The sequence below is a fragment of the Marivita cryptomonadis genome, from assembly GCF_002115725.1.
GTDB lineage: Bacteria > Pseudomonadota > Alphaproteobacteria > Rhodobacterales > Rhodobacteraceae > Marivita > Marivita cryptomonadis.
Map to the genome: position 1 here is coordinate 102,098 of NZ_JFKD01000003.1, position 26,969 is coordinate 129,066.

At 59.2% G+C, this 26,969-nt stretch carries 24 protein-coding genes; 12 read left to right on the forward strand and 12 right to left on the reverse strand.

Going from position 1 to position 26,969, the window contains the following annotated elements; genetic code table 11:
- The first annotated feature begins 22 nt into the window (after positions 1–22).
- Together glyA and MCRY_RS04320 are read left to right on the forward strand one after the other, a co-directional pair.
- Positions 23–1,318, forward strand: a complete 1,296-nt coding sequence (glyA, locus tag MCRY_RS04315; RefSeq protein WP_085628256.1) for a serine hydroxymethyltransferase — start codon at positions 23–25, stop codon at positions 1,316–1,318.
- Positions 1,319–1,635: 317 nt separating this feature from the next.
- Positions 1,636–3,198, forward strand: coding sequence for a 2-isopropylmalate synthase (locus MCRY_RS04320; RefSeq protein WP_085628257.1), 1,563 nt, complete (start codon positions 1,636–1,638; stop codon positions 3,196–3,198).
- A 58-nt stretch (positions 3,199–3,256) separates the two neighbouring features.
- On the opposite strand, the gene MCRY_RS04325 is transcribed toward MCRY_RS04320, so the two are convergent.
- On the reverse strand, positions 3,257–5,704 hold the full coding sequence (locus tag MCRY_RS04325; RefSeq protein WP_085628258.1) for a ligase-associated DNA damage response DEXH box helicase: 2,448 nt from the start codon (positions 5,702–5,704) through the stop codon (positions 3,257–3,259).
- A 101-nt stretch (positions 5,705–5,805) separates the two neighbouring features.
- On the opposite strand from MCRY_RS04325, the gene MCRY_RS04330 reads away from it, so the two are divergent.
- Entirely contained in the window at positions 5,806–6,990 is a 1,185-nt protein-coding gene (locus MCRY_RS04330) for an MFS transporter (RefSeq protein ID WP_171046121.1), read from the forward strand.
- 25 nt (positions 6,991–7,015) lie between these two features.
- Here MCRY_RS04330 and MCRY_RS04335 read toward each other — a convergent pair whose 3' ends face one another.
- A complete protein-coding gene (locus MCRY_RS04335; RefSeq protein ID WP_085628260.1) occupies positions 7,016–7,606 on the reverse strand; it encodes a riboflavin synthase in 591 nt (196 codons plus the stop codon).
- Positions 7,607–7,713: 107 nt separating this feature from the next.
- On the opposite strand from MCRY_RS04335, the gene MCRY_RS04340 reads away from it, so the two are divergent.
- From MCRY_RS04340 to MCRY_RS04350, 3 genes are all read left to right on the forward strand, one after another.
- Positions 7,714–9,021 (forward strand): capsule biosynthesis protein, encoded by a 1,308-nt coding sequence (locus MCRY_RS04340; protein ID WP_085628261.1) that lies wholly within the window; start codon positions 7,714–7,716, stop codon positions 9,019–9,021.
- 100 nt (positions 9,022–9,121) lie between these two features.
- A complete protein-coding gene (locus MCRY_RS04345; protein WP_085628262.1) occupies positions 9,122–10,270 on the forward strand; it encodes a polysaccharide biosynthesis/export family protein in 1,149 nt (382 codons plus the stop codon).
- Positions 10,271–10,316: 46 nt separating this feature from the next.
- A complete protein-coding gene (locus tag MCRY_RS04350; protein ID WP_238939406.1) occupies positions 10,317–12,302 on the forward strand; it encodes a capsular polysaccharide biosynthesis protein in 1,986 nt (661 codons plus the stop codon).
- Here the strand turns inward: MCRY_RS04350 and ribD are convergent.
- From ribD to MCRY_RS04370, 4 genes are all read right to left on the reverse strand, one after another.
- Positions 12,278–13,390 (reverse strand): bifunctional diaminohydroxyphosphoribosylaminopyrimidine deaminase/5-amino-6-(5-phosphoribosylamino)uracil reductase RibD, encoded by a 1,113-nt coding sequence (gene ribD / locus MCRY_RS04355; RefSeq protein ID WP_085628264.1) that lies wholly within the window; start codon positions 13,388–13,390, stop codon positions 12,278–12,280. The two genes, MCRY_RS04350 and ribD, sit on opposite strands and share 25 nt — an antisense overlap.
- A 9-nt stretch (positions 13,391–13,399) precedes the next feature.
- Positions 13,400–13,879, reverse strand: coding sequence for a transcriptional regulator NrdR (gene nrdR / locus MCRY_RS04360; protein WP_085628265.1), 480 nt, complete (start codon positions 13,877–13,879; stop codon positions 13,400–13,402).
- 170 nt (positions 13,880–14,049) lie between these two features.
- A complete protein-coding gene (locus MCRY_RS04365; protein WP_176234495.1) occupies positions 14,050–14,754 on the reverse strand; it encodes a DUF1353 domain-containing protein in 705 nt (234 codons plus the stop codon).
- A 75-nt stretch (positions 14,755–14,829) separates the two neighbouring features.
- On the reverse strand, positions 14,830–15,234 hold the full coding sequence (locus tag MCRY_RS04370; RefSeq protein WP_085628267.1) for a secondary thiamine-phosphate synthase enzyme YjbQ: 405 nt from the start codon (positions 15,232–15,234) through the stop codon (positions 14,830–14,832).
- Positions 15,235–15,317: 83 nt separating this feature from the next.
- Here MCRY_RS04370 and yghX point away from each other — a divergent pair, with 83 nt between their 5' ends.
- The 3 genes from yghX to MCRY_RS04385 all read left to right on the forward strand — a co-directional run bounded on the left by yghX (position 15,318) and on the right by MCRY_RS04385 (position 17,186).
- Positions 15,318–16,223: a YghX family hydrolase gene (gene yghX / locus MCRY_RS04375; protein ID WP_085628268.1), complete on the forward strand. Its 906-nt coding sequence runs from the start codon at positions 15,318–15,320 to the stop codon at positions 16,221–16,223.
- An 80-nt stretch (positions 16,224–16,303) separates the two neighbouring features.
- Positions 16,304–16,978, forward strand: a complete 675-nt coding sequence (locus MCRY_RS04380) for an SDR family oxidoreductase (protein ID WP_085628269.1) — start codon at positions 16,304–16,306, stop codon at positions 16,976–16,978.
- A 10-nt stretch (positions 16,979–16,988) separates the two neighbouring features.
- Complete coding sequence (locus tag MCRY_RS04385; protein WP_085628270.1) at positions 16,989–17,186, forward strand: hypothetical protein; 198 nt, start codon at positions 16,989–16,991, stop codon at positions 17,184–17,186.
- Between the two features lie 34 nt (positions 17,187–17,220).
- Here MCRY_RS04385 and MCRY_RS22805 read toward each other — a convergent pair whose 3' ends face one another.
- The 6 genes from MCRY_RS22805 to MCRY_RS04410 all read right to left on the reverse strand — a co-directional run bounded on the left by MCRY_RS22805 (position 17,221) and on the right by MCRY_RS04410 (position 23,714).
- On the reverse strand, positions 17,221–17,388 hold the full coding sequence (locus MCRY_RS22805; protein ID WP_171046122.1) for a hypothetical protein: 168 nt from the start codon (positions 17,386–17,388) through the stop codon (positions 17,221–17,223).
- A gap of 113 nt (positions 17,389–17,501) precedes the next feature.
- Positions 17,502–17,783 carry an HlyU family transcriptional regulator gene (locus tag MCRY_RS04390; protein ID WP_085628271.1) on the reverse strand — a complete coding sequence of 94 codons (282 nt, stop codon included), beginning with the start codon at positions 17,781–17,783 and terminating at the stop codon, positions 17,502–17,504.
- 3 nt (positions 17,784–17,786) lie between these two features.
- Positions 17,787–19,775 (reverse strand): RNA polymerase sigma factor RpoD, encoded by a 1,989-nt coding sequence (rpoD, locus tag MCRY_RS04395; protein WP_085628272.1) that lies wholly within the window; start codon positions 19,773–19,775, stop codon positions 17,787–17,789.
- Positions 19,776–19,887: 112 nt separating this feature from the next.
- Positions 19,888–21,834 carry a DNA primase gene (gene dnaG / locus MCRY_RS04400; protein ID WP_085628273.1) on the reverse strand — a complete coding sequence of 649 codons (1,947 nt, stop codon included), beginning with the start codon at positions 21,832–21,834 and terminating at the stop codon, positions 19,888–19,890.
- Between the two features lie 74 nt (positions 21,835–21,908).
- The gene (locus MCRY_RS04405; protein WP_085628274.1) at positions 21,909–22,211 is read right to left on the reverse strand and encodes a hypothetical protein; all 303 of its coding nucleotides are present in this window, start codon (positions 22,209–22,211) and stop codon (positions 21,909–21,911) included.
- A gap of 66 nt (positions 22,212–22,277) precedes the next feature.
- Positions 22,278–23,714, reverse strand: a complete 1,437-nt coding sequence (locus MCRY_RS04410; RefSeq protein WP_085628275.1) for a Glu/Leu/Phe/Val family dehydrogenase — start codon at positions 23,712–23,714, stop codon at positions 22,278–22,280.
- Between the two features lie 296 nt (positions 23,715–24,010).
- Here MCRY_RS04410 and MCRY_RS04415 point away from each other — a divergent pair, with 296 nt between their 5' ends.
- Genes MCRY_RS04415 through MCRY_RS04425 form a run of 3 tightly spaced genes read left to right on the forward strand, consistent with a single transcriptional unit; the run spans position 24,011 to position 26,969 of the window.
- On the forward strand, positions 24,011–25,681 hold the full coding sequence (locus MCRY_RS04415; protein WP_085628276.1) for a TadE/TadG family type IV pilus assembly protein: 1,671 nt from the start codon (positions 24,011–24,013) through the stop codon (positions 25,679–25,681).
- Positions 25,678–26,217, forward strand: a complete 540-nt coding sequence (locus tag MCRY_RS04420) for a TadE/TadG family type IV pilus assembly protein (protein ID WP_085628277.1) — start codon at positions 25,678–25,680, stop codon at positions 26,215–26,217. The genes MCRY_RS04415 and MCRY_RS04420 overlap by 4 nt, the downstream gene beginning before the upstream one ends.
- On the forward strand, positions 26,217–26,969 hold the full coding sequence (locus MCRY_RS04425; RefSeq protein ID WP_085628278.1) for a TadE/TadG family type IV pilus assembly protein: 753 nt from the start codon (positions 26,217–26,219) through the stop codon (positions 26,967–26,969). Before MCRY_RS04420 ends, MCRY_RS04425 begins: the two co-directional genes overlap by 1 nt.

The window sequence follows — 26,969 nt, forward strand, 5'->3', positions numbered from 1 at the left end:
CCGCTTCAAGGAGGCCCTGCCCATGAACGCTCCGCACCGTGACACCGGATTTTTCTCCAAATCGCTGGCCGACAGCGACCCGGACCTGTTCAAGTCGATCACAGATGAGCTGGGCCGCCAGCGCGACGAGATCGAGCTGATCGCCTCGGAAAACATCGTCAGCCGTGCCGTGATGGAAGCGCAAGGCTCGGTGATGACGAACAAGTACGCCGAAGGCTATCCGGGCCGTCGCTACTATGGCGGGTGTCAGTTCGTCGACGTGGCCGAAAACCTTGCTATCGAGCGCGCCTGCCAGCTGTTTGATTGCGGCTTTGCCAATGTGCAGCCGAACTCCGGCTCTCAGGCCAACCAGGGCGTGTTCACCGCGCTGTTGCAGCCGGGTGACACGATCCTCGGCATGAGCCTTGATGCCGGTGGTCACCTGACGCACGGTGCCGCCCCAAACCAGTCGGGCAAGTGGTTCAACGCCATCCAGTATGGCGTGCGCCAGCAGGACAACATGCTGGATTACGATCAGGTTCAGGCACTGGCCAACGAGCATAAGCCCAAGCTGATCATCGCCGGTGGTTCCGCCATCCCGCGCCAGATCGACTTTGCCAAGATGCGCGAAATTGCCGACAGCGTGGGTGCGTACCTGCATGTAGACATGGCGCACTTTGCCGGTCTGGTGGCGGCGGGCGAACATCCCAGCCCGTTCCCGCACGCACATGTGGCCACCACCACCACGCACAAAACCCTGCGCGGTCCGCGCGGTGGGATGATCCTGACCAATGACGAGGCACTGGCCAAGAAGTTCAACTCGGCCATCTTCCCCGGCATTCAGGGCGGTCCGCTGATGCATGTGATCGCCGCCAAGGCCGTGGCCTTTGGCGAGGCGCTGCGCCCCGATTTCAAGATCTACCAGCAGAACGTCATCCGCAACGCCCAAGCGCTGTCGGATCAGTTGATCAAAGGTGGTCTGGACACGGTGACCCACGGCACAGACACACATGTCGTGCTGGTTGACCTGCGCCCCAAGGGCGTGAAGGGCAACGCGACGGAAAAGGCACTGGGCCGCGCGCATATCACCTGCAACAAAAACGGTGTGCCGTTTGACCCGGAAAAGCCGACGATCACGTCCGGTATCCGTCTTGGGTCGCCCGCAGGCACGACACGGGGCTTTGGCGAGGCCGAGTTCCGCCAGATCGCAGATTGGATCATCGAGGTAACCGATGGTCTGGCTGCCAATGGCGAAGACGGAAATGGCGCTGTTGAGGACAAGGTCCGGGCCGAGGTCGCAGAGATGTGCGCCCGTTTCCCGATCTATCCCGATCTCTAAAATTTACCGGGGCGCCTAAGTTCCTTCGTACGAAGACTCTTTGGCCAAACGGTGACTATTCCGATGACGAAAATGCGCAGCCTCCCACAGCTGCGCATTTTTTCATTCGACGGGTTTTCTTTCAAAAATTGCTGCGTATAGTCGCCCGCATGACACGTTTGGCTCATATCGCAATCTGCACGCGCTTTTCCGCGCCTCTTGCGCTGGCCACCCGTCTTCTCCTAATCCGCCTCTGAGCGCGGCCTTTCCGGCGCGACCGCTCAGAGGATGACCGTGACGCGCCGACGGATTTGGACAAGACAAGAAAGACCCTAACCATGACAAGCACTGAAAAAGACCGCGTGGTGATTTTTGACACCACCTTGCGCGACGGCGAACAATCTCCCGGCGCAACCATGACCCATGACGAAAAGCTCGAGATTGCCGAGCTTCTGGATGACATGGGTGTCGACATCATCGAGGCCGGGTTTCCGATTGCCTCCGAAGGCGATTTTCGCGCGGTGAGCGAGATCGCGCAGCGCTCCAAGAACGCGGTGATCTGCGGGCTGGCCCGCGCGCAACTGCCCGATATCGACCGCTGCTGGGAAGCTGTGCGCAACGCTGCAAAGCCGCGCATCCACACGTTCATCGGCACCTCGCCGCTGCACCGAGCGATCCCGAACCTCACGCAGGACGAGATGGCGGAGCGGATCGAACAGACTGTGACCCACGCCCGTAACCTTTGCGACAACGTGCAATGGTCGCCAATGGATGCCACGCGCACGGAATGGGATTACCTGTGTCGGGTGGTTGAGATCGCGATCAAGGCGGGTGCCTCCACGATCAATATTCCGGACACTGTTGGCTATACCGCGCCGGTGGAAAGCGCTGATCTGATCCGTCGCCTGATCGAAACCGTGCCGGGTGCCGATGAGGTGGTCTTTGCCACCCACTGCCACAACGACCTTGGCATGGCGACGGCGAACGCTTTGGCCGCCGTGCAGGGTGGCGCGCGCCAGATCGAATGCACAATCAACGGCTTGGGCGAACGCGCGGGCAACACCGCTTTGGAAGAGGTGGTGATGGCGCTCAAGGTGCGGGGCGATATCATGCCCTACACCACCAGCATCGACACCAAGAAAATCATGCATATTTCCCGCCGCGTGGCGACGGTCTCGGGTTTCCCGGTGCAGTTCAACAAAGCGATTGTAGGCAAGAACGCATTTGCGCACGAGTCGGGAATCCACCAAGACGGGATGCTTAAGAACGCCGAAACGTTCGAGATCATGCGCCCCGAAGACGTGGGCATTGCGGGCACATCCCTGCCCTTGGGCAAGCATTCGGGCCGTGCCGCGTTGCGCGCGAAGCTGCGGGAATTGGGCGTCGAAGTTGGAGACAACCAACTCAAGGACATCTTTGTTCGGTTCAAGGATCTCGCTGATCGCAAGAAAGAGGTTTTCGACGACGATATCCTCGCGCTGGTGACAGCAACGACCGAAGGCGATGACGCACTCCAGCTTGTGAACCTCAAGGTGGTCTGCGGCACTGGTGGCCCGGCAGAGGCCACGCTTGAGATGGAGATCCACGGCGAGGACATGTCGGCGGTCAGCGAAGGCGACGGGCCAGTGGATGCGACCTTCAAGGCGATCCGTATGCTGCATCCAAACAAGGCGCGGCTGCAGCTTTATCAGGTGAACGCCGTGACCGAAGGCACCGACGCTCAGGCTACAGTCAGTGTGCGCCTTGAGGAAGACGGCATGATCGCCACGGGGCAATCTGCAGACACCGATACGGTTGTGGCTTCGGCCAAGGCCTATATCCACGCCCTGAACCGGCTGATCGTGCGGCGTGGCAAGACGGGCAAGGACGTTAAGGAAATCTCGTATCGGGATGTGACCTAAGACGCCGTGCGTGCAAGCACACACCCTACGTAGGGCGCCGTGCTTGCACGCACCGTTTTCAATAGGGCACCCGCCATTTCGGCTTGCTCGGCTGCGCCTCGACCTGCGCCAGACCGCTGGTCTCCATCAGGCGCGTGATCTCTTCTTCCAGCAGGCGTTCATCCGCCAGGCCGCGCACGGGCACTCGACCGGGCTCGAGAAAGAGTGGCGCGGCAAGCGGGGTCACCCGATCAAGGCGCAGCAGGTCGATGCGGTCGCCCACGCGCTCGGCCATTTCGCGGATGCGGGCGAAATCGACCAATCCGCGCATCGCCTCTTCACGGGTGATCTTCATCAGCAGATGGTCAGGGTCGTATTTGAGCAGTGTGTCATACAAGATGTCGGACGACATCGTCGCCTGCCGCCCGGTCTTGCGTTGCCCCCCAAGATTGCGTTCGATCAGCCCAGCGATGGTGGCCGACGCGCGGAAGGTGCGTTTCATCACCGCGTTGCCCGCAAGCCAGCCTTCCAACCCGGCCTCCAAAGCCGCCAGATCGAATAGCGGCGCGGGGTCGATCACAGCATCCAGCCCCCAGATCAGCACCGCGTAATCGGTAGCAACGAACCCCATCGGCGCAAGGCCTTCCTCCTCCATCCGCTTGGTCAGCAAAAGCCCAAGCGTCTGCATCGCGTTGCGCCCGGCAAAGCCGTAGGCCACGAGCTGTTCACGGCCATCATGCGGGAAACTTTCAATCAACAGCCGCCCTGGTTCGGGAAGACGACTGACACGGCGCTGCATCTGCAACCAGTCGCGCGTGTGACGCGGCAGGTCGGGCCAGTCGTCCTGTTGGAACATCCCTAGAATACGATTCGACAATTGCGTAGACGTGGCGAATTTGGTGCCCATGAACGTGGCGATCTTGGGTTTGCGCCCGGGGTCGCGGGTGACTTCGACCGTTAGCTCCCGCAGGCCCTCGTAGCGTACAATCTGCCCGCCAATCAGAAAGGTATCGCCACATGTCAGGGTCGCTGCGAACCCCTCTTCGATCTCGCCCAGTGGCGCGCCACCCCGGCCCCGCCATTTGACCTTGAGCGTATCGGTGTCCTGAATCGTGCCGATATTCTGACGGATGCGCGCGGCGGAACGTGGGTCGCGGAGTTGCCAGCGCCCATCCGGCAATTGCTTGAGCCGTTGCCACTGGTCATAGGCGCGCAGAGCATAACCACCTGTGGCACAGAAATTCAGGCAGGCGTCGAACGCGTCGCGGCTGAGATCCGCATAGGCCCCGGCCGCTGTCATCTCGGCATAAAGCGCATCAGCGTCGAACGGCCCGGAACAGGCGGCGATCAGAATGTGCTGGCACAGCACGTCACGCGGCCCGCGCCCGCGCCATTCGCCGTCCAGATCATGCGCCTTGACCGCCTCGAGTGCGGCCACGCATTCGACCACTTCAAACCGGTTGGCTGGCACCAGCAACGCCTTTGACGGCGCGTTGTAGCGGTGGTTCGCACGACCAATCCGCTGCACCAGACGTTTGACGTTCTTAGGCGCGCCGATCTGGATCACCAGATCCACATCACCCCAGTCGATACCAAGATCCAGACTTCCAGTGCAGACAATTGCCCGCAAGTCACCGCGCACCATCGCGGCTTCGACCTTTTCGCGCTGTTGCCGGTCGAGTGATCCGTGATGAATACCGATGGGCAAAGCGTCTTCATTGGCGAGCCAGAGGTTGTGGAAAAAGATCTCGGCCTGCGCACGCGTGTTGTGGAAGATCAATGTCGTCTTGTGCTGTTTGACCTGTTCCAGCACCGCAGGAATGCTGTATTTTGCACCGCCACCAGACCAAGGCGGGGCTTCGTCGGTGACCAACATTGCGATGTCAGGCTCTGGTCCCGGATCGGCGAGGACAATTTCGCAGGGATCGGGATGACGAGCCAAAAGCCGTGCGATGGCAGCCGGATCGTCGACCGTCGCCGACAACCCAACGCGGCGCAGATCGGGGCACATGGCCTGCAATCGCGCCAGCGCCAACATCAGCTGATCGCCGCGTTTCGATTCCGCAAGCGCGTGGATTTCGTCGACCACCACCCGCTGCACGCCCTTGAACATGCGGGGTGCGTCTTCATAGCTGGTCAGCAGGGCAAGCGATTCAGGCGTGGTCAGCAAGATATGTGGCGGGTCAGCGCGTTGACGTTTCTTGATATGTGCAGAGGTGTCGCCGGTGCGGTCCTCGACCCGGATTGGCAGGCCTGCATCGTCAATCGGGGTACGCAGGTTACGCTTGATATCAGCGGCCAACGCTTTGAGCGGGCTGACATACAGCGTGTGCAACCCGTCGCGCGGTCTCTGAGCGAGGTCTACAAGCGTCGGCAGGAACCCAGCCAATGTCTTGCCGCCCCCCGTAGGCGCAATGAGCAGCAGGCAGGGGTCGGCGGCGCGGTCCAGCATCTGTTGCTGGTGCGGATGGATCGCCCATCCGCGCGTGTCGAACCAGGTTTGAAGGGAGGCGGGCAAAGCGGTCATGCTTTGTACATATGTCGCCCCGGGGCAAAGAAAAACGCGGAACGCGCATTGCGGGCAGGATCGGCATCACAGATGGTGCGCTTACTTCTGAAAGGCCCCCTATGCGCACCCCTCATCCGCTTTTGTTGACCTTGACGCTTTATCTGGCGGGACTTGGCGCAGCAGGGCAGTTTTCCAAACTGGCGGTGAGTTTCGTCACTCTGACGCAGGTCTATTCGGGGAAAAGCGAGGCGATCCTTGGTCTTGCCGTATCGCTCATCAGCCTTGTCGGCCTCATCCTCGGGCTGGTGGCAGGGATTGTCGTGTCGCGCATCGGTGCGCGCCGGGCGCTGGTCGCAGCTTTGGCCTTGGGGGCGGTCATGTCGCTTTGGCAAGCCACCCTGCCCAATTTGTCGGTGCTGATGCTGAGCCGTGTTCTGGAAGGTGCGTCGCACCTATTGATCGTGGTCGCCGCGCCAACCCTGATCGCCGAAGCGGTGCCAGACCGATATCGCCCTGCCGCGCTTACACTTTGGAGCACGTTCTTCGGGGTGGCCTTTGCGCTGACAGCGATCATCGCCCCTTGGGTGATCGCACATGGTGGGTTGTCCCTGCTGATCGGAGCACACGGTGTGTGGATGGCCGTAGCCTGCGCAGCTATTCTTCTGGTCTTGCCGCATCCCGTGATACCGCCCGCGCCAGCCGCGCGGATATCCGTACTGCGCCGTCATCTGACGGCCTATGCGACACCGGGCATCGCCACCCCGGCTTTGGCTTGGCTGTGCTATACCCTAACCTTCGTATCTGTCCTGACAGCGTTACCGCTGCTGACCGGTGGTGCCGCCCCGACATGGCTGGCCGCGATCGCACCTTTGGTGTCCATCGCTGTCGCGCTGACAGTTGGGGTTGCCATCTTGTCGCGCCACCCGGCGCAGCCCGTTGTGACGCTGGGCTTCGCGCTGTGTGCCGGGGTGGCTGTGGCAATCCTTGGGGTGGGCTTTACGACGGTGACGGTATTGGCGCTCTTTGCAAGCATGGCCTTGGTGCAAAGCGCGGGCTTTGCTGTGGTGCCACAGATCAACGCCGATGCGCAATCGCGGGCCATGGCGAACGGCGCGCTGGCGCAGATGGGAAACCTTGGAAACCTGAGTGGCACGCCGCTGCTGATTGCGTTGTACCAGGGGGCCCCGCTGTTCGGGCCGTTTCTGTTTCTGATCACGGCCTATGGTGGTGGTGTGCTGATCACGTGGGTTCTCGGGCGCCGTGCTGTTGCGGCGATGGCCGAGGGGCGTGTTTCAGTCGACTGAACCACCGAACGCGTCGACGCGTTCGTTACCCCTGCATTTCGGCAAGCCGCGCCACATAACGCGCAAGAGTGTCGATCTCGAGGTTCACCTTGTCGCCCACCTTGGACGCGCCCCAGGTCGTGACCTCTTGCGTGTGGGGAATGATGTTCACACCGAACTGCGTGTCATCGACTTCGTTCACTGTCAGGGACGTCCCATCCAGCGCAACCGACCCCTTGGGTGCGATGAACCGCGCAAGGCTGCGAGGGGCATCGAACGTATAGCGGACGCTGTCGCCTTCGGGCCGCATCTCGACGATCTCGGCCAGACCATCGACATGACCCGACACGATATGCCCGCCCAGCTCGTCGCCCACTTTGAGCGCCCGTTCAAGGTTGATCTTTTGGCCCTCAACCCACTGGCCGATATTGGTCTTGTCCAGGGTTTCCGCGCTGATCTCGACATCAAACCAGTCGGGGCCAAGCTGCACCACGGTCAGGCAAACGCCGCTGCACGCGATGGAGGCACCAATGTCGATGCCCTGCGTATCGTAGCGTGTCCCGATCCGGGCGCGCAGATCGCCGCGCCGTTCAAGACTGCGGACATCTCCGATGTCGGTCACGATCCCGGTAAACATGAACTCGCCCTCGCTATCGTCACCCGCGCAAAATCTGGCGGATTTTGATTCTCAGAATGCTGCCTGTTGTGTTAGTCTTCAGGCAGTCTGAGGGATACTGCGCCGACATGACAAACACAACGGGCAAGCCCAAGACCACCCAACCGCGCGTCTTTCTGTTTTTGCAAGGACCGCACGGTCCGTTCTTCAGCGAATTGGCCAATCGGCTGCGCGAGACCGGTGCCACCTGTTTTCGGGTGGCATTCAACGCAGGCGATGCGGCACGCTGGAAAGATGCGGCTTCGCTGCTGGTGTTCCGAGACCCGGTCCCCGCATGGCGCGATCAGCTCACTCGCTGGATTGATGCAACACAAGCCTCCGATCTGGTCCTTTACGGCGATGTCCGCAGGCATCATGCCGAGGCGATCCAGATTGCCAAAGCCGCCGGTTTGACCATTCACGTGTTCGAGGAAGGCTATCTTCGCCCCTACTGGGCCACGTATGAACGGGATGGGTCAAATGGTAATTCGAAGCTGATGCAGATCAGTCTGGAGCAGATGACAAACGCTCTGAACCGCACCGCGGATGTACCGGCGGTGCCGCCGGATCGCTGGGGTGACTTGCGGATGCACATGATCCACGGCGCACTTTACCATTGGCATGTTCTGTTTCGAAACCAGCGGTTTCCACACTACCAGCCACACCGCGATCAAACAGTTGCCGAAGAATTCCGTCTTCAGGTTCTGCGGCTTTTGCGGCGGCCACGGCACATGGTGGAACGCTGGATCACAACCCGGCGCATCCGGGCTGGTGGCCGTCCCTACCACGTCGTACTGCTGCAATTGGAACATGACGCCAGCTTTCGGGCTTTTTCCGATTTTGCGTCGCAGACCGAATTTGTCGACATGGTCATTGCGGGGTTCGCCGGCGGTGCGCCACAGCATCATCGGCTGGTGTTCAAAGCACATCCTCTGGAGGACGGGCGCGCGCCGCTGGACCGGACCATTCGCGATACCGCGCGGGCACGTGGCGTATCGGACCGTGTGCATTTCGTACGCGGCGGCAAGCTGGCCTACCTCCTGCAAGCTGCACGCTCTGCAGTGACGGTGAATTCGACTTCGGCGCATCAGGCCTTATGGCGCGGGCTTCCTGTGCGCAGTTTTGGTGTCAGTGTTTATGACAAGCCCGGCCTCGTGTCGGACCAGCCCTTGCCCGAATTCTTCGCTGATCCCATGCCGCCAGACCCGAATGCCTATGCGATCTACCGGCAATTCCTTCTGGAGACGAGCCAGCTTCCTGGCGGGTATTATTCATCGAAAGGTCGCGCCCAGCTGCTTCGGCACGTGGTGGATCGGATGGTGTCGACCAATGACCCCTATGATCTGAGGTTGCAGTCACGCGAGACCGCAGCGCAACAGTTGCGTGTCGTTCGCTGAGAAGCACCAGCCCTAGTACTGGCCAAACTCACTGGATTCCGGTAACTTACCGAAAAAATATAAACCGAGGCAGTCAATAACTGGTCGAGGAGACCAAGCAGTGTTCAGTTCGAAATTCCGGTGGGCGCGGCCCATCGCTGTGGTGCTTTCGGCATCGGTCCTCGCGTCCTGCGGCTTGCCGGGTGTGGGCCCTACGAAAAACCAGATCTTCGCAGGCTCCGTGCAGCGTGAAGGCGATGCATTCGTTGTTGCGATCAATGATCGCGTCACCAGAGCGACTGCCTTTGTCCCAGCCCTTGGATTTTCAGATAAGCTGAAGAGTGCAGGCATCCAAAGCGCTGATATCATCCGCCCCGGCGACGTGCTTGGGCTGACAATCTGGGAAAACGTGGATGACGGTCTTTTGGCCGGGGCTACATCCAACGCAACCGCACTCGAGAACGTTCAGGTCGACGGATCAGGCTTTATCTTCGTGCCCTATGCCGGGCGGATCAAGGCAGCAGGCAACACCCCCGAGGCCATCCGTCGGATCATCACGGAAAAACTTGAGGACCAGACTCCTGACCCGCAGGTAGAAGTTCGCAGGACCGCTGGCGACGGGGCCAGCGTGTCGATCCTTGGCTCCGCCGGCGTGCAGGGCATCTTCCCGATCACCCGCCCGACCCGTACGCTTGCCGCCATGCTGGCCAATGCCGGAGGGGTTGGCGAAGTGGCCGAGATTGCACAGATCACGCTCACACGTGGCAACGTCAGCGAAACAATCTGGTTCGAAGACCTGTATGACCATCCCGAATTGGACATCGCTTTGCGCGATGGTGACCGCATTCTGATCCAAGCGGATCAACGGTCGTTCACGGCGCTTGGTGCAGCTGGCGCGCAAACCCGCCTGACCTTCGAGTCGCAGACCCTGTCGCTGGTCGAAGCACTTGCGCAGCTTGGCGGATTGAGCGCGAGCACTGCCGACCCAACCGGTGTCTTCGTGTTCCGCAATGAACCTGCCGAGATCGCGAACGCGGTGCTGGGCCGAACTGATCTCGTTGGCGCGCAACGCTTGATTTACGTGATGGACCTGACGGAGCCCAATGGGTTGTTCATGGCACGTGATTTCCTGATCCGCGATCAAGACACGATCTATGTGACCGAAGCTCCAATCGTTCAGTGGAACCGCACGATCGCGTCGATCACGGGGACGCTGGGCGGCGCGCAGAGTTTGGGAAGCGTGGCGACGGGCGGAACGGTTACCGAGTAACGGGGCAATGCAACCTCCGAGTTCACTGGAAAACGCCGGGGCAGAGATGTCCCGGCGTTTGTATGTCTACAATTCCGGCTTTCTGACCCAAGCCCGCGTCAAACGAATTTTGCAGCTTGCGGGATGGTCAGTGACACTCGGGCGACCGTCAAAGGAAGACTGGGTCGGCGTTTGGGGGGCGGCCCCCAGTGCAGAGCGTGGCCTTGCCGTGGCAGATGGCCGGGACGCCCAGGTCCTTCGGGTAGAGGACGCGTTCTTGCGATCCCTTCATCCAGGCCGTGTATCCGGCGAACCACCACTTGGACTGGTTCTGGACCGAACCGGGCTGCACTTTGATGCTTCCCGCCCGTCCGATCTCGAGACGCTGCTGATCAACGATCCGTTGGACGATAGCGCGCTCTTGAATTCTGCACGGGATATGATGGCGCGCTGGCAACGGGCGCGACTGTCCAAATACAGCGCTTATGAACCCGACCTGCCGCTTCCCGAGCCGGGGTACGTGCTGGTGATAGATCAGGCCGAGGGGGATGCCTCGGTTCTTGCGTCGGTGCCGGGGCCTGACATGGCGCGCGCCAGATTTGCAGAGATGCTGTATTTTGCACAGACCGAGCATCCCACTGCGCGCATTCTGATCCGCTCGCATCCGGAAACGCAGGCCGGGAAACGGGCCGGGCATTATTCCAAAGATCAGGCACAGGGTCGCGTTTCCTTTGTCGACGGGGCGTTTGCACCCATGGATCTTTTGGACGGCGCAATCGCCGTCTACACCCTGTCGTCGCAAATGGGATTCGAAGCGATCCTTGCAGGCCACAAACCGCGCGTGTTCGGAACGCCGTTTTACGCAGGATGGGGGCTAAGCGAGGACGAACATCAGCTGATCCGCCGCCAGCGCAAGCTGACCCGCGCGCAGCTTTTTGCAGGCGCAATGATGCGCTATCCAGTCTGGTACGACCCCTATCACGACCGCCTGTGTGCGCTGGAGCGTGTCATCGGGACGCTGGAAGCAACCCAGCGCGCTTGGATCGAGGATCGCCACGGCTGGGTCGGACGCAACATCCGTCTTTGGAAACGTCCGCACATGCAAGCGATGTTCGGGCACCAGAAACCCATGCGGTTCGGGACTGCGCAATCGAAAGCCGATGTTCGGGTGATGGCGTGGGGCCGTGCCGCGCAGACGGGCGACGTATGCGTCGAGGACGGTTTCATCCGCTCGCAAGGATTGGGAGCACACCTTGTTCCCCCGCTGTCTCTGGTTCTCGATGAAACGGGCATCTATTTCGACCCGACGCGGTCGTCACAGCTTGAGGCCCTGATTGCAAAAAGCACATCGCTGCCGGACCATGCGCTTGCGCGGGCCCGACAGATCATGCGCCGCCTCGTGTCCGAACAAGTCACCAAATACGCATCCGGCGCGCAAAGTCCGCAGCTTGAGCCTTTTGAAAAAGGGCCTGTGCTGCTGGTTCCGGGGCAGGTGGAGGACGATGCGTCGGTCGTCCTTGGCAGCCCAGAAATCCAAACCAATGCGGCGCTTCTCAAACGAGTGCGCGATGCCAATGCAGACGCCATGATCCTGTACAAACCGCATCCCGATGTCGTCGCAGGTCTGCGGCCCGGCATTGTGGAAGACGCCCTCCAATGGGCCGATAGGGTGATCACAGACATCCCGATGGCCAGTCTGCTACCACAAGTGAATGCGGTCTGGACCATGACCTCACTTGCAGGGTTCGAAGCATTGTTGCGTGACGTGCCGGTGACAACGCTGGGTTTGCCGTTTTATGCTGGATGGGGTTTGACGACCGACTTGTGCCCAACGCCGCCGCGCCGCGGTCAGGTGGTCTCGCTCGAGATGTTGGTACATGCGACGTTGATCGACTACCCGCGCTATTTCGATCCTGTTACGGGACAGGCCTGCCCCATCGAAATTGTGCTGGACAGGCTGCGCGATGGTGAAGTGCCCAACGCCAAAGGATTGCGGCTTCTGGCCAAGGCACAGGGGATACTGGCCAGTTACGCGTCGCTTTGGCGGCGCTGACGCATCCAGCTTTGCACAACGTCATCGCCACTTTGCCGAACGGATTTCAGCGCGAAACGCGGAGCTTCCGACAATCGGTCAAGGCCAAGCGCACCCAGCGCAGGCCGCCCCTCTGCGCCAATGACGACACCGCCCATATGCAAATCCAACTGGTCGACAACATCCGCCGACAGCAGACTGGCGGCCAATTCGCCGCCACCTTCGCAAAAGACGCGGGTTAAGCCCTGAGCGCCCAGCGCCTGCATCAGTGCCGGGATTTCCACTTGTCTGCCTTGCAAGGGCACACGGATCAGCTTTGCGCCCCGCGTTGTCCATGCTTCCCGAAGGTCGTCGGGCGCGTCATCTGCGTGACACAACCAAAGTGGTGCGATGTCGAGGGTGCGCGCCAGATTGCCATCCACCGGAAAATCCAACTTGCGGGATACCACGATGCGGACAGGTTGCCGAGGCACATCAAACCCGCGCACCGTCAGCAGCGGATCATCCGCGCGCACCGTGCCTGCACCGACCATCACCGCATCATGTGTTGCGCGCAGGCGATGCACAAAAGCACGGGTCTCAGCGCCCGTGATCCATTGACTGTCCCCACTGGCGGTAGCAATCCTGCCGTCGAGGCTTGTTGCAAGCTTGAGTGTCAGTGACGGCCGTCCGGTTTCGATACGACAGAAGAACCCGGCATGATCATCCGCCGCGTCATCGGCACAGACACCCGTTACCACCTCGACACCCGCGGCGCGGAGGTGATCAAAACCTTGACCGGACACGCGGGGATCAATGTCGGAAAACGGGGCCACGACGCGCACGATGCCCGCCGCGATCAACGCATTTGTGCAGGGTGGGGTCAGCCCGTGATGTGAACAGGGCTCCAGCGTCACATACGCAGTTCCGCCGCGTGCTGCTTCGCCCGCCTGCTCCAATGCTTCGGTTTCGGCATGTGGACGACCGCTGGGTTGGGTCCAACCTTCTCCAACCACGACGTCACCGTTGACGATGACGCAGCCCACCGCCGGGTTGGGCCACGTATTTCCAATTCCGCGGCGGCCCAATTCCAGCGCCCGGTGCATATGGCGCGCATCATCCGGGCGCATGGTGCAATGTCACTCTTCGGATTTAGGTTTGTCTTTTTCGTTTGGCCGCAATTCGCTGACGAATTTGTCGAAATCGTCGGCTTCCTGAAAGTTCTTGTAAACACTTGCGAAGCGCACATAGGCAACCGTGTCGATCCGGGCAAGTGTTTCCATCACGATCTCGCCGATCTGTTTGGACGCAATGTCGGTTTCCCCGAGACTCTCAAGGCGCCGCACAATCCCCGAAATCATCTGGTCAATGCGTTCCGGTTCGATCGGGCGCTTCTGCATCGCCATCCGGATCGAGCGCTCCAGCTTGTCGCGGTCGAAATCCTCGCGCCTGCCGTTGGACTTGATAACCACGAGGTCGCGCAACTGCACGCGCTCGTAGGTCGTGAAACGGCCTCCACAGGCTGGGCAAAAGCGTCTGCGCCGAATGGCTACATGATCTTCAGCCGGACGACTGTCCTTCACCTGTGTGTCGATGTTTCCACAAAACGGGCAGCGCATTGGCCGTTCCCCTCTTTTTATCTCTGCCTCAAACTGTGGGTTTTCCCCACTTATCCACAGCCACTATAGGTCAGCCGCGAGGTTTTGGGTAGAGGGGAATTCAGGCCGCAAACTGTGGTGGTGCAGAAGCGCCAAGGTAGGGAATTTCCCTGATGTTTCAGGGGATCGGCTTACAAGACCGGGGCAACTGACGTGCCTGCGATCAGGTTGGCTTCGCGGTTTTGCATCCAAGTCTTAATCTCATCCGCTGTAGGATTTGTCGCGTCGATCCATTCGGCACACCACTGCAATTCACGAAGCAGATCGCTGTTCGGAACATTGTCCAGCCCCCGCTTGGGATCATCCCAGCGTGGGCCACCCAGATAGACGGCCGCGAACATCAGTTTGGCTTTCTGCGGCGGCGTCCCGGATGCAATGAGCGCCTCAAAGAACATACGGTGCACGTCTTCCCATGCGCGGGTCTGAAACGTTGACAGCGCTTCGTTCCCTACGCCGCAAAACGCGTCATGCAAAGCCGCCGCCAAAAGGTAGTCGCGGCTTTGGCGATCGCCGATGATGGGCTCGAAAATCGTGGGAATGGACGCGCCGTCGGTTAGCGTTTTGACCGGAGCTGTCCAGACATCCCCACGCGAGTCGATAAAGGTCAGTTCCTTGGAGGTCGGCAGAAAGGCATGGGCGAACTTCTCGACAAAGACCGGCGATCCGGCCATCTCAAGCGGCGCCCCAACGAACTTGCATCGCTCTGGCGTCGCGCGAAGGGTCAGGCAACTGCCACCCTCGGTCGCCGCGTATCTGGACAGGTAGAACGGCACCACGGTCACGGCGGTGAAAAGTACCCCCACACCAAGCAGTCCTGTCCAGATCAGTTTGCGCATCGTTTCGCCCGTGTTTTGTCGTCGGTCTGGCAGCAGGTCACCAGAGGAGCGAAACATCGCATTACGGTATCTCGGTCAAGACACATGCGCTACCACTCGCCTTGTATGCGGTGGTGACCGGTGTTCGAATAGGAAAATACCCTGCCACGTTCCAAGCGCCAACTGTCCGTTCGAAACTGGGATCGAAAGGCTCACCGGCAGCAGCGCCGCCTTGATATGTGCAGGCATGTCGTCTGGCCCTTCATAGGTGTGGGTCAGGTAGGACATGGACGGATCGGTGCTGGGTGGCACGAGACGGTGGAAGAATTCGGTCAAATCGGTCCGAACTTCTGGATCGGCGTTTTCTTGCACCAAAAGGCTTGCCGATGTGTGCTGCACAAAAAGAGTGAGCAGCCCTGTACCCGTCACCCAACCCGCAACCGAATGGGTGAATTCGTACAGCCCCGGCCCATTTGTGTGTATTTGAAAAACGGTCTGCATAAACGAACAATAGCCACACGCCGCAAGAGCGCTATCCTAACTCACATCGCTGCCGATGCGGCGGCCTGACAGGGAGCAAAGACATGAACGAGATTACCCCGACTAAGCGAATGACGGCCAAGGATTTCGATCAGGAACTGCTTGAGCTGTATGACTATTACGCCCATGGCCGGATCACCAAGCGCGAATTCCTTGACCGCGCGGGCAAGTTTGCGGTGGGCGGTCTGACCGCTGCAGCGCTGCTGAACATGATGTCGCCGAACTATGCGCTGGCCGAACAAGTCAGCTTTAACGACCCCGACATCTTACCGGAGTACATCATGTACCCGTCCCCGAACGGACATGGCGAAGTTCGTGGCTACCTTGTGAGGCCTGCCAACCTGACAGGTCCGGCACCAGCGGTGGTTGTCATTCACGAAAACCGCGGCCTCAACCCCTATATCGAAGACGTGGCACGCCGTGTCGCGAAGGCGGGTTTTATCGCTCTGGCTCCAGATGGTCTGACCAGTGTCGGAGGCTATCCCGGCAACGATGCGGAAGGCCGCGAACTGCAGCGTACGGTCGATGGTGAAAAGTTGATGAACGACTTTTTCGCCGCCTACGAATTCCTTGCCGATCACTCCGACACAACAGGCAAGGTCGGCTGTGTCGGCTTCTGCTATGGCGGCGGCGTCTGCAACGCAATGGCGGTGGCCTATCCCGAATTGGGCGCATCGGTACCGTTCTATGGCCGACAGGCCAGCGCGGCGGATGTACCGAAGATCGAAGCCCCGTTGCTGATCCATTATGCCGAGCTCGACGAGCGGATCAACGAAGGCTGGCCCGCCTACGAGGCAGCGCTGCAAGAGCATGGCAAAACCTATACCGCGCACATCTATCCCGGTGTGAACCACGGGTTCCACAATGACAGCACACCCCGCTATGACGAAGCGGCGGCAGATCTCGCATGGGATCGCACTATTGCGTTTTTCAACGAGCATTTGAGCTGACCTAACGGTTCCGGGGGAACCCGGACCAACCCCTTCTGCGTTGGTGCTCTGACATCAGACATCAACGCAGAGGACATTTCATGACCCGCAAGACACTCTTCATCACCGGCGCCTCCACTGGCATCGGAGCAGCAACAGCGCGCGCAGCCGTGGAAAAGGGTTGGAATGTCGGCCTCTTTGCTCGGTCCGAAGACAAGCTAGCCAAGCTGGCCCAAGAATTCGGCGATCACGCACTGGCGCTCCCCGGTGACGCAACCGATCTCGCCTCTCAGACCGATGCGCTGGCAAAGCTGGCGGATAAATTTGGCGCGGTCGATGCAGCCTTTGCCAATGCGGGCACAGGCCTGAGCGCGTCCGGGACCGAGGCAGGAGACCCCGAAGAATGGCATAACATGGTGCAACTGAACATCATGGGTCTGCTCTGGACGACAATGGCAGCGATGCCGCACCTCAAGTCCGCCAAGGGGCACCTCTTGATGACCGGCTCCGCGGCGGGCCGTCGCCACATCAAAGGGTCGGTCTATGGCGCATCCAAGTGGTTCGTGCATGGCTATGGCGGAAACATCGCAGAGGAAATGCGCGAATGGGGCGGTCGCTGCACAGTGATCGCGCCCGGCATGGTGGACACCCCGTTCTTCGACGACGCCAAGCCTGACAAGCTGAAGCCTGAAGACGTGGCACGGTCGGTGCTCTTTGCACTGAACGCGGACCCACGTGCGACCATTCAGGAAGTCTTTGTGATGCCCACGAATTAAGGAGCGAATTATGACAGCGGAAAACTCAGACCCAAGAACCGGCCCCGGCTCCACATTGGACCCAAACCAAGCCGATCGCACCGGCTTTCCTTGGCCCGACAAATTCAAGGACGTGCCGAAAACGTCGGACAGTCCGAAACAGATAAACCCGGACCCGAAAACAGGCCCGGGTACGACAAGCGATCCCAATCAGGCGGATCGCACGTGAAGAAAAGGCGCGCACCAAGGGCGCGCCTTTTGCGTCAGGATGTGCCTGTCGGGGTCGTGGCCACCACCGGGCCGGTGGATGGCTCCGGCAGGACAGTGTCCACAATATCTCCGGCACTTTGACCGTTCGGAACGTTTGGGTCAGGATACGCCACGGCAGATACCGGCAAGAGCAGGAGCAAAGCAGTCAGGGTGTGTTTCATCTGAGTGTCCTTTCATGACGCTCAGATGTGCATTCCCCGCCATTACAAAAACGCATATTCGCGCAGAGCCATTGTGCGAGATGGCCCTGTCACGTCTGTGTGAATTCCGGGGCTTACCTGAAAATACTTTCGCCTTGCTGGTCCACCAGCATGCGCGCTTTATTCAAAGACGCGGCACATGCCTCATCAAAGCTCTGCAAGGTATCTGCACGCATCATGAAGTGTGATTTGACCTCGCCATCGATTTCTTTCTCGATGCGCGCACCAATGCGCCACGTGCCGCCATCTTTGACCGGCTCGGGGTACAGCGTGTAACCGTTGTGAGTTTCGGCAGGGGTCGAAGGCGGTGTGCTTGATCCACCGCCTCCGCCAAAGAGTTTCTTGAGAAACGACATCGCTTACTGATCCAAGAACGACCGCAGCTTGCGCGACCGGCTCGGGTGCTTGAGCTTGCGCAGCGCCTTGGCTTCGATCTGACGGATACGTTCACGCGTCACGCTGAACTGCTGGCCCACTTCTTCAAGCGTGTGGTCGGTGTTCATGCCAATGCCAAAGCGCATCCGCAGAACACGTTCCTCGCGCGGGGTGAGCGACGACAGAACCCGAGTGGTCGTTTCCTTGAGGTTTTCCTGAATGGCGCTGTCCAACGGCAGCACAGCATTCTTGTCCTCGATGAAATCACCAAGCTGGCTGTCTTCCTCGTCGCCAATCGGCGTTTCGAGCGAGATCGGTTCTTTGGCGATCTTCATCACCTTTCGAACCTTCTCCAAAGGCATTTGGAGCTTTTCGGCCAGTTCTTCCGGCGTCGGCTCGCGGCCGATCTCGTGCAGCATCTGACGACCTGTCCGGACCAGCTTGTTGATCGTTTCGATCATGTGCACCGGAATACGGATCGTGCGCGCCTGATCCGCGATAGAGCGTGTGATCGCCTGACGGATCCACCATGTCGCATAGGTCGAGAACTTGTAACCGCGGCGATATTCGAACTTATCGACCGCCTTCATCAGGCCGATGTTGCCTTCCTGAATGAGGTCAAGGAACTGCAAGCCACGGTTGGTGTACTTCTTGGCAATCGAGATAACCAAACGAAGGTTCGCCTCGACCATTTCCTTCTTGGCCTGACGGGCTTCTTTCTCGCCCTTCTGGACCTGCTGCACGATGCGGCGGAATTCGCTGATATCCAGACCGACATATTGGCCAACTTGCGCCATGTCGGCGCGTAGTTCTTCGGCCTTGTCCAGCGAGCGTTCGATGAACATCTGCCAACCGCGACCAGCCTTCTCGGCCATCTCATCAAGCCAGTTGGGGTCAAGCTCGCGGCCACGATAGGCATCGATGAATTCGCGGCGGTTGATGCGGGCCTGATCGGCAAGCTTCACCATCGCAGAATCGATCGACATGATGCGCTTGTTGATCCCGTAGAGCTGGTCGATCAGCGCTTCGATCCGGTTGTTGTGCAGGTGCAGTTCGTTCACCAGAACAACGATTTCCGAACGCAGTTTCTGATACCGCTGTTCGTCACCTTTGCTGAATGATCCGTCTTCGTTCAACGTGGCTGAGATGCGGTTGTCCTGCATGCTGGCCAGTTCTTCGTAGTCCTGAGCGATGCGGTCCAACGTTTCAAGCACGCGCGGCTTGAGCGCGGCTTCCATCGCGGCAAGCGACATGTTGGCCTGTTCGTCCTCGTCATCATCGTCTTCGCGACGAATAGGATTTCCATCCGCGTCGTATTCTTCGGTCTCGTTATTTTCCTTCTCGGACGAAGACGCCTCTGTCCCAGCAACAACGCTTGAGGCGACATCTTCCTCATCGCCCATCTGGTTGCCGAATGTGGTCTCAAGGTCGATCACATCGCGCAACAGGATGTCTTCACTCAGAAGTTCTTCGCGCCAAATGGTGATCGCCTGAAAGGTCAACGGGCTTTCGCACAAGCCCGCAATCATCGTGTTTCGACCGGCCTCGATCCGCTTTGCGATCGCGATTTCGCCTTCGCGGCTCAGCAGTTCAACGCTGCCCATCTCCCGCAGGTACATCCGGACGGGATCATCGGTGCGATCCAGTTTTTCCGAAGTACCCGATGCAAGGGCAACCTCGCCAGGCCGTGCTGTCTGAACGAGGTCTGTCGAACCCTTGTCATCGTCTTCGTCGGACTCTTCATCATCCTCGGTGACCTGGATGCCCATCTCGGACAACATCGACATAACGTCTTCGATCTGGTCGGAACTGACCTGATCGGGCGGCAATACGTCGTTCAGCTGATCGTATGTGATGTAGCCGCGCTCACGCGCCTCGGCGATCATCTTTTTGACCGCAGCTTGGCTCATGTCGAGGCTGACATCATCCTCGCGGTCTTCGGTCTTGGCGTCGTCGTTATCTTTGGCGGCCATGGATGCTCCTGTCGAGGCGGGGCGATTCGATTGACCCGAATCAATAGCGCGAATTAGTGATTCGCACACCCGTTTACCCTGTTTCGTTTACGCTTTCCTTAGCAAAACACCGTCAACTCCGGGGTTTCTCGAAGCGAATGGTTTCCATCAAAGCGGCAAATGCGCTGCGTTCTTCTCGATTGATCGCGGCCCCGTTCGGGCCAAGATCATATTCAGCCTTGTCTTCGGACTGCGCCTTTTGCGCAATTTGCCGTGCTGCTGCTGCCTGACTCAGTCGCCATGTCAGCGATTCATCTGCAGCACCGTACAAGTCTTCGGCTGCATCGGCAATTTCGGCATCCAGCCCAATCCCTGCTTCCAGTTTTGCCAACTCTTCGGCGATGGTGAGCCGAGCCAAGTCACGGTCGCCTGCATTGCGGATACACGGTGTGATCGCGACATGGCGTGCGCGACACAGCTTTTCAAGGGCCGGTTCGCCAAGTAGCGCGTCGGCAGCGGCTTGCACCACGTCCGCCGTTTGGCCCACATTCTGCAACAGGCAGGTCCTGAGAACGGCATGATCAGGATCGACGCAGGGAAGGTCTTCCAGCTGAGCTTCGAACTCCGCGATCAAGTCAGGCGTGGCTAGAAGCGCGGCAAGGATCACCGCTTCACGCAAACGGGTTTCGACGCCCTTGCCTCCCGCAACAAGCAAAGAGGCGCGCGTCCCTTCTGACGGTTTCGTGGGCAAAGGCGACCCAAAGCGCCGTGTGGTAGACCGGCCCGGTTGCGCAGGTGCGCGGAACAGCCCCCACCTCAGACGTTTGATGTCTTCGCCATAATGGCTGCGCAGTGACGGGTCCTTGATGGTCCTCAGCTTTTCGCGCAGGGTCTTGTCCAGCGCCGCCTTGCGTTCAGGGCTGTCGAACACCCGGCCTTCGGTTTCGCGACGCCAGAGCAATTGAACCATCGGTTGCGCCGTATCCAGCAGGCTGCGCATGGCATCCCGACCTTCCGAGCGGATCAGATCATCAGGATCTTTACCCTCGGGCAAAAGAACAAAGCGCAGAGATTTCCCAGCCTCAAGAAGTGGCAGCGCCGTATCAATCACGCGGTACGCCGCGCTCAACCCGGCCTTGTCGCCGTCCAAAGCCATGATCGGTTCGTCCGTGATCCGCCACAGCATCTGCAACTGGGCCTCGGTCACCGCCGTGCCCAATGGCGCAACCGCGGCCTCGAACCCGCCCGAGGCCAACGCGATTACGTCCATATACCCTTCGGCAACGATCAACGGCTGACCTTTGCCCGCGGCCTCACGCGCTGGACCCTGATTGTAAAGCGTCCGGCTTTTATCGAAGAGCGGTGTTTCCGGGCTATTGAGATACTTGGCGTTGTCATCCGGGTCCATCGCCCGACCGCCAAAGGCAATGGTCCGCCCGCGCGCATCGCGGATTGGAAACATGATACGGTTGCGGAATGTGTCGTAGGGTTTGCCGCCTTTTTGCGACGGCTTGGCAAGCCCTACCTCAATGATCTTTTCCGGCGCGATCCCCTGCCCTGTCAGATGGTCCCACAGTGTTTGCCAGCCCGGTGCCGCAAAGCCGATGTCGAACCGGTCCTGCGTGGCCTCATCCAAACCACGCCGTGTGAGGTACTCACGTGCGTCCGATCCGGCCCCACTGCGCAACTGAAGGCGGAAAAAGCGCACGGCTTTTTCCATGACCTCGACCAGCTCAGTGCGATGATCCGCCTTTTCCTGCGCCTTTGGATCCCGGGCGGGCATAGGCATCCCGGCCTCGGTCGCAAGAATCTCGACCGCTTCCATGAAACCTACGTTTTCGGTTTCACGGACAAATGAGATGGCATCGCCTTTGGCGTGACAGCCAAAGCAATAGTAATACCCCTTGCGATCATCGACGTGGAAACTGGCTGATTTTTCCTGATGAAACGGGCATGGCGCCCACATGTCACCCTTGGCCTGATTGGACTTGCGCGTGTCCCACAGGACCTTGCGCCCCACCACCTGTGACAGGCTGATGCGGGTCCGCAAATCGTCCAGAAAATTGGGTGGCAGGCTCATGCCAAGAATATCGGGTTTCGATCGCCGAGAGTCCAGTGGGCCAACGACGCAACTGAACTAAGAGGACAAGAGCGCTATTGCGACAGGCAGGTTTGGTAAAGCGCGTTGCTGACCTCTGGTGTCAATTGCTCTTCCGGCAACGAATAAATCCAGTCGACCAATTGTACGGCCAGCACTTCGTCATTCTTGGACTTGTTTGGAATGGCCCGGATCACGCGCCGTTCCGCGCGACGCACATTTGTCCCGTTTTTCCGTTCGGCCATGATGTTCGTGGCAATCTGACCGATTTTGCGACACTCGGCTTCCTTGTCTTGCGCCATTGCCGGGACGGACAGGCTGAAGATGAGGGGAACGGAGGCAAGCAGAGTGCGGATCATGGATGTTCTCGTGAATTGGGCCGGGTCAGGCCAACACCTAACCCAGCCCAATCGGAATGTCATCCGTCAGAGACCTTTGGCCCGATAGCTTGCTGCGACCTTGGTGATTGCAACGATGTAGGCCGCCGTCCTCAGATCGCTGACGTCTTCACGCCCGTGCCAAACTTCGCGCATGGACTGGTAAGCAATACGCATCGTGTCATCGAGACCAGAGCGCACCAGTTCCAGTTCATCCGCTCCGCGCAGATACCTGTCTTTGAAGTCAGGCGTCATTGACCACTTGTCCCCCATCATGTCGTCAAGGCGCTGCAATTCGTCGATGACCAACTGGTGCCGCGCTTCTTCCTGACGGCGCTGCATGCGGCCAAAGCGGATATGGCTCAGGTTCTTGACCCATTCGAAGTACGACACCGTCACACCACCCGCGTTGGCGTACATGTCCGGGATCACGACCGTTCCTTTGGCACGCAGAATGTCATCCGCACCGGCCGTGATCGGGCCGTTCGCTGCTTCGATGATCAGCGGAGCCTTGATGCGGTTGGCATTGGTCAGGTTGATGACACCTTCAAGCGCAGCCGGGATCAGGATGTCACAATCCGCCTCGAGCACCTCTGGCCCGTCCGCCGTGTGGCGTGCATCGGGATACCCACTGACGCCACCATGTGAGACGATCCAGTTGCGGACGGCATCCACATCAAGACCGTTTTCATTGTAAAGCGCGCCATCACGTTCGATGATCCCGATGATCTTGCAGCCGTCTTCAGAGCCAAGGAACTTGGCAGCGTGGTAGCCCACGTTGCCCAAGCCCTGAACAACCACGCGTTTGCCATCGAGTGTTCCTGTCATGCGAGCGGCTTTGACATCTTCAGGGTGACGGAAGAATTCCCGCAGCGCATATTGCACGCCGCGTCCCGTCGCCTCGACCCGTCCGGCGATACCACCATTGTTGATCGGCTTGCCGGTTACGCAGGCCCGCGCGTTGATGTCAGTTGTGTTCATCCGCGCGTATTGGTCCGCGATCCACGACATCTCGCGTTCGCCGGTGCCCATATCGGGGGCGGGCACGTTCTGGGCCGGATGGATCAGGTCACGCTTTGCCAGTTCATAGGCAAAACGACGGGTGATCTGCTCTAGCTCGTATTCGTCGTATTCACGCGGGTCGATCCGCAATCCGCCCTTCGATCCGCCAAACGGCGCTTCGACCAAGGCGCATTTATACGTCATGAGCGCAGCTAGCGCCTCGACCTCGTCCTGATGGACGGAGGGCGCGTAACGGATGCCGCCCTTGACGGGTTCCATGTGTTCCGAGTGCACGGACCTGTAGCCAGTGAACGTTTTGATCTGGCCCCGCAGTCGCACGCCGAACCGCACCGTGTAGGTCGCGTTGCAGACGCGGATCTTTTCCTCAAGGCCGGGCGGGAGGTCCATCAGCGCAACAGCGCGATTGAACATCAGATCAACTGATTCCCGAAACGTCGGTTCATTGGCTGGTATCGTGCTCATTTGTCCCTCCCAAGGTTGCGGGCACTTCGCCCTTATTCCACCAGCCTATGACAGCTTGGTTAATTTCATAACGTTTAATCTTGGACACGGTTTAGCAAACGAAACCTCAAAATACGCCAGACTGTTTCGGCCAAGGCATCAATAAGGCCTTGAAACCCCGAATTATCCATAAAAAACAATACACTCCTTATTTTCTTCATAATTGCAGCCGTAATCCCGCCGCGTTTCGCCTTCAGATCTCCCAAAATCTAAGTGGGGTGTCAGACCGTCCTGAAAGGTCGGGAAAGAGGTAACAAATGATCGGACTAAGCAACCTTCTGCCAAGGGTGCGGACCGAGACACGGGGCAAGTCGAAGTTGCGTTCCAGCGCCGCCTCGATCCTGTCCCGGTACTCTCGGGAAACCGACGGCAACATGACCATCTTTGGGATTGCTGGCGTCTTCATCATGTTGGTCTACGGTGGCATCGGGATCGACATGATCTACTCCGAAGTAGAGCGCACGCGACTTCAGAACACGCTTGACCGCGCTGTTCTGGCGGCGGCCGACCTTGAACAGCAGATCGACCCGCAAACACTCGTTCAGGATTATCTGACCAAGATGAACCTGGAAGACACACTTGCAAACGTGAACATCTCGGTTGATTCGGGTTTGAATTACCGGACCGTTACTGCCGAAGCGCAGAGGACCTACAATTCGAACTTCCTGCACCTGCTCGGCTTTGACAAACTGCAATCGACCGGCCTCGCTGCTGCGGAAGAGCGGATCTCCAATATCGAGATTTCCATGATCCTCGATATCTCTGGCTCCATGGGCCAGAATGAGAAAATCGAGAACCTGCGGACTGCGGCAACCGAATTCGTCGATACGGTAATCAACAATGACGATGCCGGTCTAACGACGATCAGCATCGTGCCGTACAACGCAACGGTGAGCCTTGGCCCAACGGTTTCGCAGTACTACACGCTGTCCGACGAGCACGACATCTCGAACTGCGCGATCTTCCCAGACAGCGCGTTTACGTCGCGTTCGATCTCGACCAGCGAGACACTGCAACGTCTGGCGCACTTTGATCCGTACACGCTCGATCAAAACACGGTCGTCACACCTGATTCGTGGTGTCCGGTCGGGACCTATGGATCGGTCATTGCCCACAGCTCTGACCGGGATCAACTGGTTGACCACATCGCGACTCTGAGCGCGGGCGGCAACACGGCCATCGATCTCGGGATGAAGTGGGGTGTCGCACTGCTCGACCCGTCTGCACGTCCGGTCGTCACTGGCCTGATCGGCGAAGGCGATGTTGTGCCCGAAGCCGCAGGTCGTCCCGCGGCCTATGATGCGCCGGATGCGCTCAAGATCGCAGTGGTCATGACCGACGGTATGAACACGACACAGTTCGATCTTGCACCCGAATATGCCAGCGGCATGTCTAATATCTGGATCGATGATCGCGGTGACAACGATGCGACCAATGATCGTTTTTCGCACCGGGTACGTGACTGGAGCGGAACCAGCAACGACGTCTATTTCTGGTCCCGGTTCGAATATAACAGCTGGAACGACAAGTATCGGACCACGCCCGACGGCGGCAACAGCGCACGCCGGATGAGCAACGCAGAAGTCTTTGCACGCTGGGGCACCCGTGCCTTTGGTCAGCGGTTCTTCCGTCAGCCCTATTGGGATGGCTGGGTGTCATACAACCAGTACTACAATGCGTATTACTCGTATGTGCCGATCGTCTCAGGCGACCAAGCCGATGACCGTCTGTCGACAATCTGTAGTGCGGCTCGTGATGCTGACATCACAGTTTTCGCTATCGGTTTCGAAGCACCCGATGCGGGTCAGGCCGCCATGCGTGACTGCGCCTCTTCTCCGGCTCACTATTTCCCGGTCGAAGGTCTCGAAATCTCCGACGCGTTCCAAGCGATTGCCCGGACCATTAACCAGCTGAGGTTGACACAATGATGCGGTTTACTCCTAAAAACATCCGCAGATTCCTGCGGGACGAAAGCGGCTCTGTCGTTACGATCCCCTTCGTCATCTGGCTGCCGGTCTTCCTTGGCGTGATCGTCGCGGGGATGGAAATCGGGGCACTCTCGGTCCGCCACACGCAACTCGAGCGCGGATTGGACCTCGCGGTTCGCGAAGTGCGCCTCGGCACGGGTGAGAACATGGATCACGACACGATCAAGACCATGATCTGCGAGAACACCACCCTGCTGTCGGATTGCGATCAGATGCTGCGCCTCGAAATGATCCCGCTCAGCCTTCGGGAATGGACAGAACCGGCACGTGAAGCGGACTGCTACGACTCTGCAGAACCCGTACGCCCGGCACGCCAATTCGATCCGGGCCAGCCCAACGAACTGATGCTGCTGCGCGCCTGCTACAAGTACAAGCCGATCACTCCGGCCGGCAGTGTGGCGGCAGCGATGCCCAAAGACGCCGAAGGCTACGCAGCTATCGTATCCTTCTCGGCCTTCGTACAGGAGCCTTACTAATGACTGCTCGTATCCAGAAAAGTGTGTCGCGGTTCCTCCGCGACACCAAGGGCGATGCTTCGCTTGAGGCAATCATCATCCTTCCGGCCCTGATCGTGATCTTCGCAATCTCATGGCTGTATTTCGACGTGATGCGCCAACAGGCCATCAACCAGAAAGCCAACTATACAATCGGTGACATCATCTCGCGTGAGACTGAAATCCTCGATGATGAGTACATCGACAGCGCCCGCGACCTGTTGTTCCACCTTGCCCAGGCACAGGGTGACGATGTCGATTTGCGGATCTCGGTGGTGCAGTACAACAAGCAAGGTACAGGCCTAAGTATAGGCAACGAAACCTATGATCTTGTCTGGTCCGCGGCTCGTGGTGACTGGTCTGCTCTGACACAAGGCGACATGACCACGTATCGGCCACTTCTGCCGATCCTTGCGGTTGGAGACCAAACCATCATCGTCGAAACACGCGACTGGTATCAGCCGCTGGTTCATCTGGCGAATGACGGCTTCGACATCTCGACCTATTCCTTCACACGTCCCCGCTTTGCCTCGCAGGTGATCTTTGAAGGGGCCAATGATGGTTCCGGCAAGACCTGGCAGAACAACGGCTGGGGCAACGGTGACCAGGATGCACCGGGCGGCTCGCTCTGCAACAACAACGCAGAAAACGCCGATGAAGGGGATGCCTCCACCGAGTGCGCATCTACCACGACCAAGCCGACCAATGGCAAAGGCAAGAAGAAGAATACCTGA

Coding starts and splice junctions, on each gene's coding strand:
- glyA (WP_085628256.1), top strand. CDS start 23: ATGAACGCTCCGCACCGTGACACCGGATTTTTCTCCAAATCGCTGGCC.
- MCRY_RS04320 (WP_085628257.1), top strand. CDS start 1,636: ATGACAAGCACTGAAAAAGACCGCGTGGTGATTTTTGACACCACCTTG.
- MCRY_RS04325 (WP_085628258.1), bottom strand. CDS start 5,704: ATGACCGCTTTGCCCGCCTCCCTTCAAACCTGGTTCGACACGCGCGGA.
- MCRY_RS04330 (WP_171046121.1), top strand. CDS start 5,806: ATGCGCACCCCTCATCCGCTTTTGTTGACCTTGACGCTTTATCTGGCG.
- MCRY_RS04335 (WP_085628260.1), bottom strand. CDS start 7,606: ATGTTTACCGGGATCGTGACCGACATCGGAGATGTCCGCAGTCTTGAA.
- MCRY_RS04340 (WP_085628261.1), top strand. CDS start 7,714: ATGACAAACACAACGGGCAAGCCCAAGACCACCCAACCGCGCGTCTTT.
- MCRY_RS04350 (WP_238939406.1), top strand. CDS start 10,317: ATGTCCCGGCGTTTGTATGTCTACAATTCCGGCTTTCTGACCCAAGCC.
- ribD (WP_085628264.1), bottom strand. CDS start 13,390: ATGCGCCCGGATGATGCGCGCCATATGCACCGGGCGCTGGAATTGGGC.
- nrdR (WP_085628265.1), bottom strand. CDS start 13,879: ATGCGCTGCCCGTTTTGTGGAAACATCGACACACAGGTGAAGGACAGT.
- MCRY_RS04365 (WP_176234495.1), bottom strand. CDS start 14,754: ATGCGCAAACTGATCTGGACAGGACTGCTTGGTGTGGGGGTACTTTTC.
- MCRY_RS04370 (WP_085628267.1), bottom strand. CDS start 15,234: ATGCAGACCGTTTTTCAAATACACACAAATGGGCCGGGGCTGTACGAA.
- yghX (WP_085628268.1), top strand. CDS start 15,318: ATGAACGAGATTACCCCGACTAAGCGAATGACGGCCAAGGATTTCGAT.
- MCRY_RS04380 (WP_085628269.1), top strand. CDS start 16,304: ATGACCCGCAAGACACTCTTCATCACCGGCGCCTCCACTGGCATCGGA.
- MCRY_RS04385 (WP_085628270.1), top strand. CDS start 16,989: ATGACAGCGGAAAACTCAGACCCAAGAACCGGCCCCGGCTCCACATTG.
- MCRY_RS22805 (WP_171046122.1), bottom strand. CDS start 17,388: ATGAAACACACCCTGACTGCTTTGCTCCTGCTCTTGCCGGTATCTGCC.
- MCRY_RS04390 (WP_085628271.1), bottom strand. CDS start 17,783: ATGTCGTTTCTCAAGAAACTCTTTGGCGGAGGCGGTGGATCAAGCACA.
- rpoD (WP_085628272.1), bottom strand. CDS start 19,775: ATGGCCGCCAAAGATAACGACGACGCCAAGACCGAAGACCGCGAGGAT.
- dnaG (WP_085628273.1), bottom strand. CDS start 21,834: ATGAGCCTGCCACCCAATTTTCTGGACGATTTGCGGACCCGCATCAGC.
- MCRY_RS04405 (WP_085628274.1), bottom strand. CDS start 22,211: ATGATCCGCACTCTGCTTGCCTCCGTTCCCCTCATCTTCAGCCTGTCC.
- MCRY_RS04410 (WP_085628275.1), bottom strand. CDS start 23,714: ATGAGCACGATACCAGCCAATGAACCGACGTTTCGGGAATCAGTTGAT.
- MCRY_RS04415 (WP_085628276.1), top strand. CDS start 24,011: ATGATCGGACTAAGCAACCTTCTGCCAAGGGTGCGGACCGAGACACGG.
- MCRY_RS04420 (WP_085628277.1), top strand. CDS start 25,678: ATGATGCGGTTTACTCCTAAAAACATCCGCAGATTCCTGCGGGACGAA.
- MCRY_RS04425 (WP_085628278.1), top strand. CDS start 26,217: ATGACTGCTCGTATCCAGAAAAGTGTGTCGCGGTTCCTCCGCGACACC.